Raw genomic sequence first — 16,376 nt, forward strand, 5'->3', positions numbered from 1 at the left:
ACTATTGCTCACGCGATTCACACTTTTTACCAATGGTAATATGCGGTACAAAGTTACACGGTTTATGCATTGAGTTAAGTTGATCTTTTATAATGCCTGTCCACGCTGTTTTACATGCGCCTGTAGAGCCTGGCATACAAAAAATAACGGTGTTGTTAGCAAGTCCCGCAAGTGCACGAGATTGAATAGTTGAGTTACCAATTTCACCGTACGATATATGTCTAAATAGCTCACCAAAGCCGTCTACGCTTTTATCAAACAGCGGCGCAAATGCCTCAGGTGTTGAATCACGTTCGGTAAATCCTGTACCACCAGTCACTAAAATAGCGTGAATGGTGTCGTCGGCTATCCACTGCGATGCAATAGCGCGCATTTGGTACACATCATCTTTTACAATTTCTTTATCCGCTAAGTGATGACCCGCCTCAGTTAGCGCTTTAATTAAGTAATGACCAGAAGTATCGGTAATCGCATCGCGCGTGTCGCTTACTGTAAGTACGGCAATGTTTAAAGGTATTTGTGTATCGCTTGTGTGGCTCATAATGTTCTTCTCAATTGGTTAATGCTTAGGTCAAAATGCTCATTTACAGCTTTAAATTGCGCCGGTGTATTGGTGTTTATTAATGCATGCGCTTTATTACATAAAAGCGTTTGCACACCAATGCTTTGGGTAAACTGTTTTATTGATTTATGACTGTTTGCGTTTGTGAGTATGTGTTTTAAATGATTTTTTACACTGCTTGTATTACGAATATACAGCGGTAGCGGTTCATTTTCAAAGTGCCAAGCATGTATTTGTGACTGATTTAATTGATTGCTCACACTTTGTACGTTATTTGTCTGAGAAGCCAGCACTATTGTGCTTAACAAACTACTCGTAAGCAGTGGCATATCTACCGCAGTAATAAGTAAATCGTGCTCAGTGGCTATTAATGTTGAGTAAATTCCGCCAAGGGGCCCACTGTTTGGGTATATATCTTTAACGTACTTTTCTGAAGGATAATCGCTCGGTGAATAATGGTTCAATGATTTGATTGGATTTGTAACGTTGCGGCTTATCAGTATGTTTTTAGCGCCTGCGTCTTTTAATAAATCACACGCATTGTGCAATAGCGTTTTATTTTTTAAAACTAAATCGGCTTTGTCTGTGCCCATTCTTGATGACTTACCACCAGCAAGCACAACACCTGTAAAATCTCGATTAGCTTTTACTTCCATATTAGCCGCCCAACATAGCTAAGTGAGTTGTCGCACCTGTTAAGCGTTTATCTAGCTCATGGCTTATTTCTTTATTGCCCATAGCGGCTCGAATTGCCTTTACGGTCGCTGCAGTATCGTCCTCGTTTAGTAGTTCGCGTAAATCTATACCTTGCTCGGCAAACAAGCATAAGTGTAATTTACCCAGCGCCGACACCCTTAAGCGATTACAGCTTTTACAAAAATCTTTACTGTACGGCATTATTAAACCAATACGACCATCGTAATCAGGATGACAAAATTCCTCAGCGGGTCCGTTTAGTTTCCCCCTAACTACTTGTAACCAACCTTGGTCGAGTAATTGGGCTTTAACCGTTTGCCCACTTAAGTGGTTTTCTTCAAAAAAGGTTGCGCCGTCACCTGTTTCCATTAATTCTATAAAGCGAACCGTAACTTTGTGGTGTTTTACCCACGCTAAAAAATCCTTCAATTGGTTTTTATTAAACTGCTTGGCAAGCACTGCATTTATTTTTATGTCTTTTATGCCCAGCTCTACCGCGCGCTCAATCCCTTTTAAAATAAGGGTAAGTTTGTCGTGCCCTGTTATGAGTTTAAACATACTCGGATTTAAACTATCAATGCTGACATTAAGCGCATCAAGCCCTGCTTCTGCAAATTCATCAATTTTATTTAATAAATTAAACCCGTTGGTAGTAATAGCTACTTTTTCTATGCCTGGCGTATTTTTACAGAGCTTTATAATATCGGTTACGTCGTTTCGTAAGCATGGTTCGCCACCTGTAATACGCACTTTTTTAGTACCTAGTTCTGCAAACGCATTTACAAGCGTGCTAATTTCGTTTTTATTTAAAAAATTACGCGGCGTATCGCACTGATACCCGTTTGGTAAACAATAACTGCAACTAAAATTACATACGTCGGTTATTGAGAGGCGCAAATAGTTAAACTGCCGACCAAATTGATCATTAAGCATATGCTTCCTTTTTTCTTTACATTACAACCGCAACATCAATGCTGTTTTTAAGGGAGTAATGTTGTTTTATTAATTGGCTTAATTGTGTTTTACACGAACCACAGTTCGTTCCACATTTAAGTTCAGACCCCAATTGCTCTACTGTGTTTGCACCGTTTTTAATGGCGTTTATAATTGGCTGCTCTCTTACTTTAAAGCAGCTACACACTTGCATGCCTTGGGTAAATTCTTCATCGGGGGTTGCATAAAGCAAAGACTGTAACTGTGTAAACGTTAGGAGTGGCTCTGCAAATAAATGGTTTATCCACTCAAGTGATATTTCTTTTTGCTCATTAGAAATAACAGCAACAAACGCTAATTGATTGTTTTCAATACACTGCACATGCATAGCTTTTGCCGTATTCATAGCCGACCACTGCCCTTGTAAACCGGTTAAGGTTTGGCAGTAATACAGTAAATCACTTTGTGGTTCATTAAGCGCCAACTGATAATTAAAGCAATTACTTGCATTAACCTTTAGCCAAAAATCACTGTTTATAACAAGTTCGTTTTTAGCAAACAGCTGCATATATTGCGCATACGGTGCTTTAACTATATCAACAGCGCCGTGTTTGCACTCAGCCTGACCAGATAGAGGGTCAACTACCGATTGATACAACCCACTTACTGTAGCTGATGATGCAAATTGCTTGTTCCAATGAATAGGCATAAAGCATTCGCCTTTTCGCACGCCATCGGTTACTTTTGCATGCGCGGTAACCTGCCCTGTTTGGGCAATCGCACTAATTAAATCGTTTTGTTTAATTGCTAATTTACTGGCATCAAGCGGATTAATTTCAATATACGGGCGTGTAATATGCGATGAAAGCGCAGTGCTTTTACCCGTGCGGCTCATAGTATGCCATTGGTCTCGTATACGACCCGAGTTCATTACAAACGGGTAATCACTTGATGTTTTTTGCACAGGTAATTTCGGCGTTATGGGTATAAAACGCGCTTTTTTATCAGCGGTGCTAAATTGGTTATCTGTAAAAACCTGACCATTTTTATAAGGCTCGTTTTTAACAACAGGCCACATAATGGGTTTTAAATTATCATACTGATTTTGTGTGAGCCCAACTAAACCAGAGAGGTTTAATAATCGGCTGCCGTTATTTTCAAAGTCGGTTAATTGCGCCCATTCTTCAAAAATGCCACTTGGGTCTGTAAAATCAAACCCTTCAAAGCCCATTTTTTTAGCAACATCGCACATAATTTGCCAATCGTTTTTAGCTCCCGAATAAGGCGCTACTAACGGGCGTTGCCTTGATATTCTGCGCTCTGAGTTAGTTACTGTGCCGTTTTTTTCACCCCATCCGGTTGATGGAAAAGCAACATCGGCAAATTTTAACGTATCACTTTTTGCAATACAGTCAGATACAACTACCAGCTCGCAGGTCTCTAATGCTTTTTTAATAGCGGCGTTATTGGGCAAGCTCACCATTGGGTTTGTTGCCATTATCCACACTGCTTTTATTTTACCTGCGGCTATTTCATCAAACATATCGATGGCATTGCTGCCTGCTTTTTTAGCAATAGTTGGCGAGAGCCAAAAACGTTGCACAAGTGATTGATGCGCTTCGTTTTCAATATCTAAATGCGCCGCTAACTGATTAGCCAAACCACCTACTTCGCGCCCGCCCATCGCATTGGGTTGCCCAGTAATTGAAAACGGACCACTGCCTGGCTTAAGTAATTTACCTGAGGCTAAATGTGCATTAATAATGGCGTTGCATTTATCTACACCCGAGCTTGACTGATTTATACCCATTGAATAAAAGCTAATCGCACTTGGGCTTTTAGCAAATAGCGCATAAAACTCAGTTACTTGCTCAATTGCTATATCGCAAAAGTCGCTAACTGCCTCACAGCTCCACTTTTGTGCCTCTTGCAGTGCGCTTTCAAAGCCGTTTGTGTGCTGAGCAATAAATTGCGTGTCGAGGTGGTTATACTCATTTAAATAATTAAGTAAGCCGTTATAAAGCGCGGCGTCACTGCCTGGTTTTATATTTAAAAATGTGTCGGCAAGCTCAGCGGTATCAGTTTTACGCGGATCAATAACCACCACTTTCATATTTGGGTTAAGCTGCTTTGCACGTTCCATTCGCTGATACAAAACCGGGTGAGTCCATGCTGCATTAGAGCCAATTAAAATAAGCAGCTCAGTTTGCTCTAAATCCTCGTAGGTGCACGGCACTACGTCTTCACCAAAAGCGCGTTTATAACCTGCCACAGCAGATGACATACACAGGCGCGAATTTGTATCAATATTGCCTGAGCCTATGTAGCCTTTCATTAATTTATTCGCGATGTAGTAATCTTCAGTAAGTAACTGCCCTGATACATAAAAAGCCACAGCATCGGGTCCGTGCTTTTGTATTATGTCGTTAAATTTATTGGCAACGTGGTCGGTTGCTTCATCCCACGTAACAGCTTGATTATTAATAAGGGGTGACGTTAAGCGGTTATCACTGCCTGTGGTGTCGAGCAAATGGGTGCCTTTTACACATAAACGACCAAAGTTTGCGGGATGCTCTCGCATGCCTTCAAGCTTGGTTGGCACATTATTAAAAAGTGAAATATCAACACCACACCCTACACCACAGTAAGCACATGTTGTTTGTTTTAAACTCGTTTTATTTATAGTTGGTGACGTGTTTGCGGTTGCCATACTGCTCTCTTTTAGTGTGCTTTAATTTATGCGGGCTGTTTTACAGGCTCATTAAGGGTAACTACGTTAATAGTGTTACTTGCTTTAGCGAGTGCGCTGCTTATTACGTTTTGAACGAGTTTTTCACAACCTCCACAGCCTGTACTGGCTTTGGTGCTTTGCTGCACACTTGCCAAATCTATGCAGCCTTTAGCGACTGTTTGTTCAATGGTGTGTTTAGTTACTTTATGACAAGCGCAAATAATAGCGTCATCAGGCAAGTCGTCGGCGCTTAGCTCTGCTATGTCGCCAGCAAGGGGCATAATGAGCGCTTCGGGAGCGGTGGTAAGTTCAATGTCGTTTAAATGATATTGCAGTAAATTATCGTAATCGCTGGTATCGCCAACAAGTACCGCGCCAATCAGCTTATTACTTTGTGAATTAGTGACTACTTTTTTATAAATGCCATTGGCTTGGTCTTCAAAATAATAGCTTATTGCGCCTTCGCTGCGTGCATGCGCATCGCCAATAGAGCCCACTTCAACACCCATTAATTTAAGCTTGGTGCTCATATCGGCACCGCTAAATTCATCGGCTTTATTGTCTAAGCCAGTACTTTGCAAAGTACCTTGCTGGGTCTGTTGTAAAATATGCCCAACTGCAATTTTAGCCATGGCGTAACCGGGTGCCACTAAGCCAAAAATAAAATTATTCCATAGTGCACATTCACCAATTGCGTATATGTTTTTGTCGCTCGTTTGACAGTGGTTATTAATTACAATACCGCCGCGCTCGCCTAACTCTAAATTAAACTCGCGGGCTAAATTATCATAAGGGCGAATACCCGCCGAAAATACAATCATGTCGGTTTCAAGGGTTTTGCCGCCTTTAAAACACATTTTGTAACGGCAACTTTCACCTTCTACTATTTCCTCAGTCGCCACTGACGTATGTACAGTAACGCCCAAATCTGTAATTTTGTTTTTTAGTAACCGACCGCCCCCCGCATCAACTTGTACACCCATAAGTTGCGGTGCAAATTCTATTACGTGGGTCTCTAAACCCAATTGCTTTAATGCGTTTGCAGCCTCAAGACCCAGTAAACCGCCACCAATTACCACGCCTACTTTGCTGCCGTGGGCTGAGTTTTTTATTGCGTGTAAATCGTTAATGGTGCGATAAACAAGGCAATGCTCACGATCTTTACCCGGTATAGGCGGTACAAATGGGAATGAACCTGTAGCAAGCACAAGCTTGTCGTATTCAAACAACTCCCCTTTAGCGGTTGTTACAGTTTGCGCATCACGATTTATGTCAACCACTTTAGAATGAGTATGAAAGCGTACTTGCCAATCGTCATAGGTTTTATTGCATGTAAGTGCGAGGTCGTCTGCGGTTTTGCCTTTAAAAAAAGAGGATAGTTGCACGCGGTCATACGCTAAACGGTCTTCACCGCTCAATACGGTAATTTCAAATTGCTCATCAGCCTGATTTTGAGAAACCAGCTGCTGCACAAAATGGTGCCCCACCATTCCGTTTCCTACCACTACAACACGCTGCTTGCTTAGCATTTACTCACCTTAAAATGATATCTACTTTAGTAATTGACTAAAATTGAAATCGAATGATTTGTTATAGGATTGTTATAGCAATATGTAAGCCAAATATATAAGCATTTAAAATCAGCAAGTTGCCTACATTGGTGCAGAAGTAAAAAGCATAAAGCCCCACAAGATGGTGCAATTGCACCATCTTGTGTCGCTATAAATTACAAGAGGATATTAGAAGATAGTGAGGGTTAAAATTTAGCGCTCATCCATACCCACAATTTTTGAGTATCGACTTTATTAGCTGCAGTATCGCCCGCTGAGTAATCAGCATATTTAACACCCACTGCGTATTGTTTATTAATAGGTTTAACGTATTGTACGTTTAGTTCAGTACCCAAATCGTCAACCCCATTTGATTGCTCATTAGCATCAAAACTGTGATAAGCCACCAGCCATTTTCCGTCAAACGCTTTACCATTTAAACTTATGTAAGTGTCGTCCAAGCCTTGTGCGGGTGTATTTAAAAACGTATCTGCCCAACCATTAAATTTATGTAACGTGGCAAGTGGTGTTGCAAACCCGTAATCGCCATTGTCAGAGCCAAGTGACTCTATGCCGACTTTTAATGTTACTGTCTTATTGCCCAAACCATTTAAATCAACAGCGCCTTCAAGTGCATAGTAATCGGCATCAAAATCACTCACGCTTGTTGAGGCAGACTGCGTTGCATACTCCGCTTTGTAATAAAACTTTATGTCGTTTAGGGTTTTATTACCGTTAAAAGAAACGCCATAAGTGTCTAAACTGTCGTCTTGTAGTGCATCGTCACTTAATAAGTAACTGTATAAAACCACTTTGCCGAAGTCTGTTTTAAAGCTTGCATTAATTAGATGATCGGACGATTTAATGTCTTTATCGTCAGCAAATATGCGGTTACGCTTATTTAAATAACTGTACTGTAAATCTATGTTATTAAATGCGTAATTAACGGTTGCTGCATCAAAGGTTTGTCTGTCTTGGCGCCAACCTACGTGCCCAACAAAACGCTGCCCATCAAGTGCTATTATTTGGCGCCCTACTTTTAGCGATAAACCATCGCGTACATATTTAACAAAGCCTTGGTCAATCTCAGTGTTTTCTGGGTCTGCAATAACAGAGTAATTAGTATTTTTCCCCACCGTATTGTTGTAATCATCTACGCCCAATAGGCTGCGAATGTCTTCTACTTCAATAAGGGCTGAAAAACCATTCACCTCATCTGTTTGATGCGTTAAGCGGGTTCTAAGTGTCAAGCCACTTGCATCTTTTAAAACATTGTCTTGATCAACGCTTTCAAAACGCAGTCTAAAATCAAGAGCAGTTTGCGAAGCTTGGCTTATTGAAGGCGCAGTGAAGCAACCCAGTATAAAAATAATAGGTAAGTTGTTCTTATAGTTAAGCATTTTGGTTCTCTAAGTTTTAATTATTAATACACATACCAAAGCAATAAATAAACACAGCGAAATACATTTCCAGACCATCACTGGATCGCGTTTTAGTATAGAGCTTTTATTGGCGGTACTTTCTAAATAAGGGTTAGGTTTATTGATATCGTTTATAAACTCAGAAAAAGCTTGGTATCTGAGCTCAGGTTTAGGGGCAAGCGCCTTCATAAGGGCTTGATCTAACCAAAACGGAATATCGGCTCTGTATTTACGAATACTTGTGTAGTGCCAATGGCTATAATCTTTTGGCGCTACGTGGTTAAGTGGCAGTGGTTTATAAGGTAGTTTTGAGCACAATAACTCGTATGCAATAACGCCAAGTGAAAACAAATCACTTTTAAAATCGGCGTGCATAGTAATCAGTGTTTCGGGCGCGGTGTAGTCGGCAGTGCCTTGCGGGCAATCATCCGCAATTTGTTTAACCGACTCGTCCATAGCCGCAACACTTACTGTGCCGTAATCAATGAGCGTTACTTTGCCGTGCGCATCTATCATTACGTTATCGAGTTTTAAATCACGATGTACCATATCGAGTCGCTGAAACGCCCTTAGTGCATGTACTATTTGTTCAACAATACTGCGTACTTGGGTTATTTCTGGGTGCGGCACGTCGTGCTTCCAATCACTGAGTGTTTGCCCGTCCATGTACTCACAAATATGATACAAAAAACGACTTTGCGATTGCGTACTCAGTACTTTCATCACGTTTAAATGGTTTATGCGTTGCCCAACCCAGCCTTCTCTTATAAAGCCTTGAAGGTAGTGCACATCGTCTTCAAAATTAACCGAAGGTGCTTTTAAAACCACTGGCGGTATATCGGGCGCTTGTTGCACTAAATAAATATGCGAGCGACTACTAGCATGCAATTTACGAATAACCGTGTAGTCATCAATTTTTTGTCCAACATTAAGCGCAGGTGGAATTTTTCGTCGTGTTAGCGAATGATAAAGCTCATCTAGTTTTTGCTCAGCAATGTTTTCTACTTTTACCAGTAAGCAACTTACGTTGTCGTCACTGCCTCGCGCTAATGCAAGTTCGGTAATTGCTTTAGCTGCATTTTCTAAATTAGTGTGCTCATTAATTAATTTAGCTATATCACTACTTGGGAGCACATCGTGTACGCCATCGCAGGTTAATATATAAATATCGTCTGCTTTTAGGTCAACTTCGTAAACATCTATTTCTTGATGAAGTTGTGCGCCAAGTGCACGCGTTAGCGTATCGTTTACTTTGTGATCCCGTGTTATCGCCTCTATTTTAGTCCCGCGTAGGCGGGTGATACGCGTATCACCTAAGTGAAATATATAACCCGTTGCCGACTTTAAAATAAGCGCTGTAAAAGTCGTCATCCAATCAGCTTGGCGCTGACCTAAGTGATTGTAATTAACTGATTGCGAATACAGCCACTGATTTAAACTTGCTAGCACCTTCGACACTGACTTTTTAACAGCCCAACTTTCGGGGGTATTTAAATACTCATTTATAAAATGAGTAACCGAAAGTTGAGACGCTTGTTTAGCATTTTTTGCTGATGAACACCCATCGGCTAAGCAGGCAATGACGCCTTTAGACTCTTTTTCTTGCGCTTTGGTATTAAGAGCAGCAAACGCATCTTGGTTTTCTGCTTTTAACCCTTTAGCGCTGTGGCCGCCAAATGAAACATTGAGTTCATTTTCAAGCGCTTTAGCGTGGTGTGTTTCATCAAACATAGTCAATAATGCCTTAAGTCACTGAAATAAGTTCAACGGTGCCGTCTTCATTTACTTCGGTAATATGACCATCAGGTTCTTTCATAAAAAATAGTGCGCCTAAGCCAAGTAATGCACTACCCGCAATAATGAAAAAGAAGGTTTGATAATCAACAAGTGACAATGCCGTTAAGTAAACTACTGCACCAACATTACCATAAGCCCCTGTCATACCTGCAATTTGCCCTGTTAAACGACGCTTAATTAGCGGTACTGCAGCAAATACGGCGCCTTCACCGGCTTGCACAAAGAACGAACATGCCATAGCAGCCACAACAGCAAGCCATAAAGGCCACGATGCATCAACCAAGCCCATTACAAAATAACCAACAGCAAGACCCATCGTAAGTACAATAAGTGTTATACGGCGACCCAATTTATCTGAAATCCAACCGCCACCAGGGCGAGATGCTAAGTTCATGAATGCGTAAGCAGAGGCTAAAATACCCGCGTACACCATATCAAGCGCAAACACATCCATAAAAAACAGCGGCAACATAGAGACAACCGCAAGCTCAGAACCAAAAGTTGTAAAATATAAAATATTTAAAACAGCCACTTGCTTAAACTCATAACGATGCGACTCAGGTACAGGCTCTTTAAAAATATGACCATTTACGTCAAAGGTTTTATACACTTCGTAAATATAAAGTAGGACTAAAAAAGCATACACAGCAAGTACAAAATTAGCCGAAATTAAGTTAGCACCGGTTGGCGAAAGCTTCCAAGTAAGTAATGCTAATGCGCCGTACATAGGAATTTTCATAATAAGCAGTAATACAAAGTCGCCTTTACTGGTAACTTCCATTGCGCCTACTTTTTTAGGTTTAAAGTATGTACCGCCTTTTGGCGTATCGGTTACATTTAAGTACCAAATAACACCAAATATAACGCTTAATATACCGGTTAAACCTACTGCATAACGCCAGCCATCTTCGCCGCCAAACATTAGTGCAATAATTGGCAATAACATAGCCGCTGCTGCTGAACCAAAGTTACCCCAACCGCCATAAATACCTTCAGCTATACCCAACTCATTAGCAGGAAACCATTCACTCACCATACGAATGCCCACAACAAAGCCAGCACCAATAAAGCCTAAAGCAAAACGCGCTATTGCGGCTTGCTCAAATGTGGTTGCCATAGCAAACATAAAACATGGAATACTACAGCTAATAAGTAGTGCCGCATAAACAATACGGGGACCAAATTTATCGGTTAGCATACCCACCACAACACGCGCTGGAATAGTTAACGCTACATTTAAAATTAGTAATGTTTTAACTTGTGCCATGGTGATCCCAAGTGAACCCGCTATGGCACCTAATAAAGGAGCATGGTTAAACCATACAAAAAATGACACAAAAAAGACCATCCAACTTAGATGCAATACTTTCATTTTTCCGCTAAACGATATTAGGTTAAACCCAGAACTCGGTTGCATGTTTATTTTCCTCGTAAACGTATTATTGTTTTATTAATGCCCCACCCTTTTATATGAGTAGCAGCCCAATGTTTGTTAAATTTAAGTTAACCCGATATAGCAATTACTGAGCCACTAATTAAAAATCATAAATTTCATATGGTTACATGCAACACTTGTTTTTATACGTTATAGTTGCACTATATGAGTGAAGGGCTCTGGGTTGTTAGAGTGCAAATAAAAAGCGTTACTACTTGCTCTTGGATTTAACAACTTGGTATTGTTCAAAAAAAGGTTGAGATTTTAAAAATGCAAAAGCCACCGCTAACTTACCAGCAGCAACTGCGCTATTCTCGGCACATTATGCTCCCGCAGCTTGATATAGACGGACAAGAGCGACTATGGCAATCGCATGCTTTAATTATTGGTGTGGGTGGGCTTGGGTGTGCGGTAGGTCAATACTTAGCGGCATCTGGCGTTGGGACCCTTACCTTAGTTGATAACGATGAAATAGACGTGACCAACCTGCAAAGGCAAATACTGTATAAAGAAAGTGATATTGGTAGTTCAAAATGCAGTGCTGCTAAAAAACAGCTTAACGCGCTTAATAGTGAAATAGACATAAACACTATTGAGGCATTTTTTGATGCAAGTACCTCCACAGAACAGCTATTTAATAACATTGATATAGTGATTGATTGCTCAGATAACCTAACAACGCGCAATGCACTTAATAGCGCCTGTTTTAAGGCTAAAGTTCCACTGGTGTCAGGCTCTGCAATACGTATGGAAGGACAAGTCGCCTGTTTTACTATGGATGAAAACAGCCATTGTTATGGTTGTTTGTCGCAATTTTTTAGTGAACAAACACAAAGCTGCTCTGAATCCGGCGTACTTTCCCCTATTGTGGGGCTAATAGGCAGCATTCAGGCTACTGAAGCGCTAAAAATGCTTGCTGGTTTGCCAAGTGGTTTAAGCGAGCACTTATTGCTGGTGGATGGTTTAAGCATGGAGTTTAATCGTTTTAAAATAGCTAAAAACAGTCAATGTGCGGTGTGCAGCATTTAGTTATTCTAGATTACTGATTGTTGTATAAAGCACATCGCCCACTTTAAAGTCGTTTTTGTCCCACACTCGTCTTGATACCAAACAATACAATGTTTGCCCATCTACATTAAGCGTTAACTGCCACTTATTATTAATAAGCTCAGCCTGAATTAATACCGACTCTAAAACATTGCTATGCGTTGTTTGCTCAGGCTTTAACGCACTAAACGACATTTGCTCACTTTCTATAATTAGCTTATTACTGCTATCTACAAGTGCAGGAAGCACAAAAAGCGGCTGCTCACTTTGCTGTAATTGTAGTTGATATAGCCCGTAGTCTTCATCAAATTTAACCACGTCGTAATTAATTAAGCTCAGCGGTGTTTGTCTATCGTTTGCATAAATAGCCTTTGCAACGTGTGCACTTGCACCTTGGTTTATCACCTTACCTTTATCAAGCTGAATAAGGGTATCGCAGCAAAATAGCAGCTCTTTTAATGAGTGACTTACTATTATAAATTTAATATTAAACTTAACTGCAAACTCGCTAAGTTTAGTGAGTGTTTTAAAACGCAATGACCAATCAAGCGCGCTAAAAGGCTCATCAAGCATTATAAATTTTTGACCGGCAAGCAAAGTGCGCGCAAATACTACACGTTGGCGTTCGCCACCCGATAAGCTTTGTACATCACGGTTTAGTAAGTCTTGTAATTCAAGTGTTTTAACAACGTATTCTAGCGTTAAGCTTGTTTGCTTATTCCCGCAGTGTTTTTGTGTAAACGCTAAATTACCTGCCACATCTAAATGAGGAAACAACGGGCAAGATTGCAACTGAAGCGTAATACCGCGTTTATCGCTTGGCAACTCATGCACTGGCTGATTGTTTACATAAACACTTTTTGCAGGCTCTAAACCGCTAATACAACGCAGTAATGTTGACTTACCCGAACCGGAAGGTCCGTAAACACCCAATACATTAAACGACTCAAGCTCAAGGTTTATATCTAAATCAAAATTATTGAGTGCTTTAAAAAGGCTTAACTTAATCATGTTATTGCTTAACCCCTACAATGCTTTTATTAAACTTAAATAACAGCACTAAACAGGCAAACGAAATAGCCAGTAAAATAAGTGAAAGCTGATGCGCCGCCGTATAATTTAACGATTCAACATGGTCATAAAGCGCAATAGACACCACCTGTGTTTGCCCCTGAATATTACCGCCAATCATTAATACCAAACCAAACTCACCCAATGTATGCGCAAAGCCTAAAGCAAATGCGCTACCAATACTGGGTTTTAAAAGCGGAATAATTAAATGCACAAAGCGTTTAAACGGGCTTAACCCAAGCGCAATGGCTGCTTCGTTATAGGTTTGATTAATATGCTTAAACCCAGCCACAAGAGGCTGCATTACAAAAGGCAGCGAATAAAAAAGCGAGCCAATAACCACGCCCTGAAAACTAAACGCAAGCTGAGTACCCGTTAGCCAAAACCAAAACTGCCCAAAAGCGTGATCAGGCGAAAACAAAACAAGTAAGTAAAACCCTAATAACGTAGGCGGCAGCACTAAAGGCATTGCGATTAATGCCTCTAAAAATGGTTTAAATTTACCGTTATAGCCAGCGAGCTTGTAAGCCAGTGGAATACAAAAAACAAGAAGGAGCACTGCGGTTATAAAGGCAAGTTTTATAGTTAACCACAGCGCGGTTAAATCACTTTGAAGCATTGTTGTCCTTTATTCTGTAACCTAATTCAATTAACTGCTGCTGCGTAGCCTGCGTCATTAAAAATTGCATGAGTTGCTTAGCGCTAGCACGCTTTTTAGTCGAGCTAATAATAACGCCTTGTTGAATTATATCGGGATATTGATTTGTAGGCAGCACGGTGTAATCTAAATATTTTTGATCTTGCGTGTTACTGTAAGCTGCCTTTAGTGATGAAACAGCCACCAGCCCTATTCCTACATTACCACTTTCAACAAACTGAAATGCATGCGTAATATTATTACCGTACACATAATTTACTGGCTTTTTAAAATGGTTATTCGCGTAGTGCTCTGAGGCACGCCCGTATGGTGAAAAACGCGGATTAGCAATGGCTACTTTATCATTTACTTTTTCAGCTTTGGGTTGCCACAAAGCAAGTTCGCCTAACGCGTAAGTGATTAAGCTGCTTTGCTCGGCATAGCCTTCTTTAATAAGTGATTGCGGTCGAAAATCGTCGGCCGATAAAAACACATCAAATGGCGCACCATGAACTATTTGCGAATATAAAACACCGCTAGAAGCGGCTGATATTTTCACTTCAACATTAGGTAATGGGGATTTTTTTAGTAGGGTTTGCAATACAGTTTTAAAATTACTCGCTACGGCTACTTGCAGCGTTTCTTTTGCGTTTACGCCGCACGAAAGCATGCATGCGATAAGCAAAAAATAACCCAACCATGTATTGTAAAGCTTTGACATTATAAGTATTGTTTCAAAATAAAATGATTTAAGTAAGCAATATATATGAACGATGTTTGCAATGCACCCGGTTTATTGCCAATTGAAACTGCAATACAAAATATACTTGGCTCAATAACGCCAGTTAAAGACGTTGAAACCATCACTATAATGCAAAGCGTTGATCGCGTTTTAGCAAGCGATGTTAAATCAACTATAAACGTACCAGCTCATAACAACTCTGCAATGGATGGCTATGCGCTATGTATTTCAGATAAAAGCTTAACCTATACACAAGTAGGTAGCGTGTTTGCGGGGCAAGTTTTTGAAGAAACGCTTACCCCAGGGCAATGCGTAAGAATAATGACCGGCGCCGCCATTGCACCAGGCGCTAACGGCGTTGTAATGCAAGAAAACGCCTCGGTTGATGGCGATAAAATTACGTTTACTGCGCAACCTGAGCTAAATGAAAACGTGCGTTTTGCTGGTGAAGATATTGCAATTGACGATGTTATTTTAAAAGCAGGCGATAAATTAAAAGCCGTTGATGTGGGGTTACTTGCATCTTTGGGAATTGCCAATATAGACGTGGTAAGAACCTTAAAAATAGCCGTGCTTTCTACCGGCGATGAGCTAATAGAACCTGGTCAGCCGCTTAAGCAAGGCGCTATTTTTGAAAGCAACCGCGCTGTTATTATTAGTGCGCTGCAACAAAAAAATATAGACGTGATTGATTTAGGAATTATTCCTGATGACAAAGAACTCATCACTAATGCATTTTTAAAAGCGAACGAACTTGCCGATGCCGTAATAAGCTCAGGCGGTGTATCGGTTGGTGAAGCCGACTTTACTAAAGAAGTGCTCAACGAAATTGGCGAAATTCACTTTTGGAAAATAGCCATGAAACCAGGCAAACCTTTTGCCTTTGGTAAACTAAGTAACAGTTACTTTTTTGGCTTGCCAGGTAACCCTGTGTCGGCTGCAGTTACGTTTAATCAGTTAGTAGAGCCGGCACTGCAAAAGCTGTCGGGTCTTGGTGAAGTAAACCCTAAAATGCGTTTTAACGCTGTTACTACATCCGTTATTAAAAAGCGCCCTGGCAGAGCTGATTTTCAGCGCGGTACAGCAACAATTAACGAGCAAGGTGACTTGGTGGTTGCCCCGTTTAATAAACAGGGCTCGGGTGTACTTTCGTCGCTTAGTAAAGCTAACTGCTTAATTGTAGTGCCAGCACAAAGCGGCAATATCGAAAAAGGCGCAACAGTAAGTATTGAGTTGCTATAAAGCCTAAAATGCTACAGCTAACTGTATAATTTAGCTGTAGCGCTATGTAGGTCTTAAAATATTTTTATATTTAATGTTTGAATTAAACAATTTAACTTTTCGCTATGTCCTACAAACTCTTCTTTGCTTAATCTATTAACACACTTTAGCGCATTTTTAGTCGCAAAGTATCTATCATAACTTAGGCTTCTTTCGCATTTAACACTATACGTTGAGGGCCAAGAGCCACCGGCACCCGTTGCTATGCCAACAACGTTACATGTAGCATCTATATACTGCTCCCATGCTTTTATTTGTGCTTTAACTGCATCTACTTGGTAATCGTCATTTAGTTGTGGGTAGATTTCATCCATCATTTTACTGATTTTAGTTTTGTATCTATTGCCCTCTAAATTATAAGTATTGCCCGTGTGCATTGCACCGCCTTCTGGCCAACCATCAGCGCTTTGTGCAAATGCGCCAAATGATGAAATAGCAAAAGCAAACCCAATAATAATTTTATTCATTTTAAA

At 40.5% G+C, this 16,376-nt stretch carries 14 protein-coding genes; 2 read left to right on the plus strand and 12 right to left on the minus strand.

The features are described 5' to 3' along the window. Position 1: 1 nt before the first annotated feature. The 8 genes from moaB to GQR39_RS04370 form a co-directional block, all read right to left on the minus strand. Entirely contained in the window at positions 2 to 541 is a 540-nt protein-coding gene (gene moaB / locus GQR39_RS04335) for a molybdenum cofactor biosynthesis protein B (RefSeq protein ID WP_007585240.1), read from the minus strand. Continuing rightward, a complete protein-coding gene (locus GQR39_RS04340; protein WP_024590924.1) occupies positions 538 to 1,218 on the minus strand; it encodes a molybdenum cofactor guanylyltransferase in 681 nt (226 codons plus the stop codon). The genes moaB and GQR39_RS04340 overlap by 4 nt, the downstream gene beginning before the upstream one ends. A 1-nt stretch (position 1,219) precedes the next feature. Further along, positions 1,220 to 2,191 (minus strand): GTP 3',8-cyclase MoaA, encoded by a 972-nt coding sequence (gene moaA / locus GQR39_RS04345; protein WP_024590923.1) that lies wholly within the window; start codon positions 2,189 to 2,191, stop codon positions 1,220 to 1,222. A gap of 16 nt (positions 2,192 to 2,207) precedes the next feature. Then, positions 2,208 to 4,901, minus strand: coding sequence for a nitrate reductase (locus tag GQR39_RS04350; RefSeq protein ID WP_165734895.1), 2,694 nt, complete (start codon positions 4,899 to 4,901; stop codon positions 2,208 to 2,210). Positions 4,902 to 4,927: 26 nt separating this feature from the next. Then, positions 4,928 to 6,451 (minus strand): FAD-dependent oxidoreductase, encoded by a 1,524-nt coding sequence (locus GQR39_RS04355; RefSeq protein WP_165734896.1) that lies wholly within the window; start codon positions 6,449 to 6,451, stop codon positions 4,928 to 4,930. Between the two features lie 227 nt (positions 6,452 to 6,678). After that, positions 6,679 to 7,872 carry an alginate export family protein gene (locus tag GQR39_RS04360; RefSeq protein ID WP_165734897.1) on the minus strand — a complete coding sequence of 398 codons (1,194 nt, stop codon included), beginning with the start codon at positions 7,870 to 7,872 and terminating at the stop codon, positions 6,679 to 6,681. 9 nt (positions 7,873 to 7,881) lie between these two features. Next, positions 7,882 to 9,624, minus strand: coding sequence for a bifunctional protein-serine/threonine kinase/phosphatase (locus GQR39_RS04365; RefSeq protein WP_165734898.1), 1,743 nt, complete (start codon positions 9,622 to 9,624; stop codon positions 7,882 to 7,884). A 13-nt stretch (positions 9,625 to 9,637) separates the two neighbouring features. Further along, a complete protein-coding gene (locus tag GQR39_RS04370; protein WP_165734899.1) occupies positions 9,638 to 11,107 on the minus strand; it encodes a NarK family nitrate/nitrite MFS transporter in 1,470 nt (489 codons plus the stop codon). Positions 11,108 to 11,395: 288 nt separating this feature from the next. Between GQR39_RS04370 and moeB the strand changes: the two genes are divergently transcribed. Then, a complete protein-coding gene (gene moeB, locus GQR39_RS04375; RefSeq protein WP_024607902.1) occupies positions 11,396 to 12,154 on the plus strand; it encodes a molybdopterin-synthase adenylyltransferase MoeB in 759 nt (252 codons plus the stop codon). Here the strand turns inward: moeB and GQR39_RS04380 are convergent, their stop codons facing one another. The 3 genes from GQR39_RS04380 to modA are packed head-to-tail and all read right to left on the minus strand — an operon-like array spanning position 12,155 to position 14,601. Continuing rightward, the gene (locus GQR39_RS04380) at positions 12,155 to 13,183 is read right to left on the minus strand and encodes an ATP-binding cassette domain-containing protein (RefSeq protein ID WP_165734900.1); all 1,029 of its coding nucleotides are present in this window, start codon (positions 13,181 to 13,183) and stop codon (positions 12,155 to 12,157) included. A 1-nt stretch (position 13,184) separates the two neighbouring features. Next, on the minus strand, positions 13,185 to 13,862 hold the full coding sequence (gene modB, locus GQR39_RS04385; protein WP_002959821.1) for a molybdate ABC transporter permease subunit: 678 nt from the start codon (positions 13,860 to 13,862) through the stop codon (positions 13,185 to 13,187). Next, positions 13,849 to 14,601, minus strand: a complete 753-nt coding sequence (modA, locus tag GQR39_RS04390) for a molybdate ABC transporter substrate-binding protein (protein WP_206007762.1) — start codon at positions 14,599 to 14,601, stop codon at positions 13,849 to 13,851. Before modA ends, modB begins: the two co-directional genes overlap by 14 nt. 45 nt (positions 14,602 to 14,646) lie before the next feature. Here modA and glp point away from each other — a divergent pair, with 45 nt between their 5' ends. Then, complete coding sequence (glp, locus tag GQR39_RS04395; RefSeq protein ID WP_010552539.1) at positions 14,647 to 15,864, plus strand: gephyrin-like molybdotransferase Glp; 1,218 nt, start codon at positions 14,647 to 14,649, stop codon at positions 15,862 to 15,864. A 53-nt stretch (positions 15,865 to 15,917) separates the two neighbouring features. On the opposite strand, the gene GQR39_RS04400 is transcribed toward glp, so the two are convergent. Continuing rightward, entirely contained in the window at positions 15,918 to 16,370 is a 453-nt protein-coding gene (locus tag GQR39_RS04400; RefSeq protein WP_165726361.1) for a DUF1311 domain-containing protein, read from the minus strand. Positions 16,371 to 16,376 lie beyond the last annotated feature (6 nt).

Source organism: Pseudoalteromonas sp. C8, assembly GCF_011378685.1.
In the GTDB taxonomy this organism is placed as follows: domain Bacteria; phylum Pseudomonadota; class Gammaproteobacteria; order Enterobacterales; family Alteromonadaceae; genus Pseudoalteromonas; species Pseudoalteromonas arctica.

Bases quoted from the DNA above. Each gene is read 5' to 3' on its own strand.
- GQR39_RS04400 (WP_165726361.1), bottom strand. From the start codon at position 16,370: ATGAATAAAATTATTATTGGGTTTGCTTTTGCTATTTCATCATTTGGC.
- modB (WP_002959821.1), bottom strand. From the start codon at position 13,862: ATGCTTCAAAGTGATTTAACCGCGCTGTGGTTAACTATAAAACTTGCC.
- GQR39_RS04365 (WP_165734898.1), bottom strand. From the start codon at position 9,624: ATGTTTGATGAAACACACCACGCTAAAGCGCTTGAAAATGAACTCAAT.
- GQR39_RS04340 (WP_024590924.1), bottom strand. From the start codon at position 1,218: ATGGAAGTAAAAGCTAATCGAGATTTTACAGGTGTTGTGCTTGCTGGT.
- GQR39_RS04360 (WP_165734897.1), bottom strand. From the start codon at position 7,872: ATGCTTAACTATAAGAACAACTTACCTATTATTTTTATACTGGGTTGC.
- GQR39_RS04380 (WP_165734900.1), bottom strand. From the start codon at position 13,183: ATGATTAAGTTAAGCCTTTTTAAAGCACTCAATAATTTTGATTTAGAT.
- glp (WP_010552539.1), top strand. From the start codon at position 14,647: ATGAACGATGTTTGCAATGCACCCGGTTTATTGCCAATTGAAACTGCA.
- GQR39_RS04370 (WP_165734899.1), bottom strand. From the start codon at position 11,107: ATGCAACCGAGTTCTGGGTTTAACCTAATATCGTTTAGCGGAAAAATG.
- moeB (WP_024607902.1), top strand. From the start codon at position 11,396: ATGCAAAAGCCACCGCTAACTTACCAGCAGCAACTGCGCTATTCTCGG.
- moaA (WP_024590923.1), bottom strand. From the start codon at position 2,191: ATGCTTAATGATCAATTTGGTCGGCAGTTTAACTATTTGCGCCTCTCA.
- GQR39_RS04355 (WP_165734896.1), bottom strand. From the start codon at position 6,451: ATGCTAAGCAAGCAGCGTGTTGTAGTGGTAGGAAACGGAATGGTGGGG.
- moaB (WP_007585240.1), bottom strand. From the start codon at position 541: ATGAGCCACACAAGCGATACACAAATACCTTTAAACATTGCCGTACTT.
- modA (WP_206007762.1), bottom strand. From the start codon at position 14,601: ATGTCAAAGCTTTACAATACATGGTTGGGTTATTTTTTGCTTATCGCA.
- GQR39_RS04350 (WP_165734895.1), bottom strand. From the start codon at position 4,901: ATGGCAACCGCAAACACGTCACCAACTATAAATAAAACGAGTTTAAAA.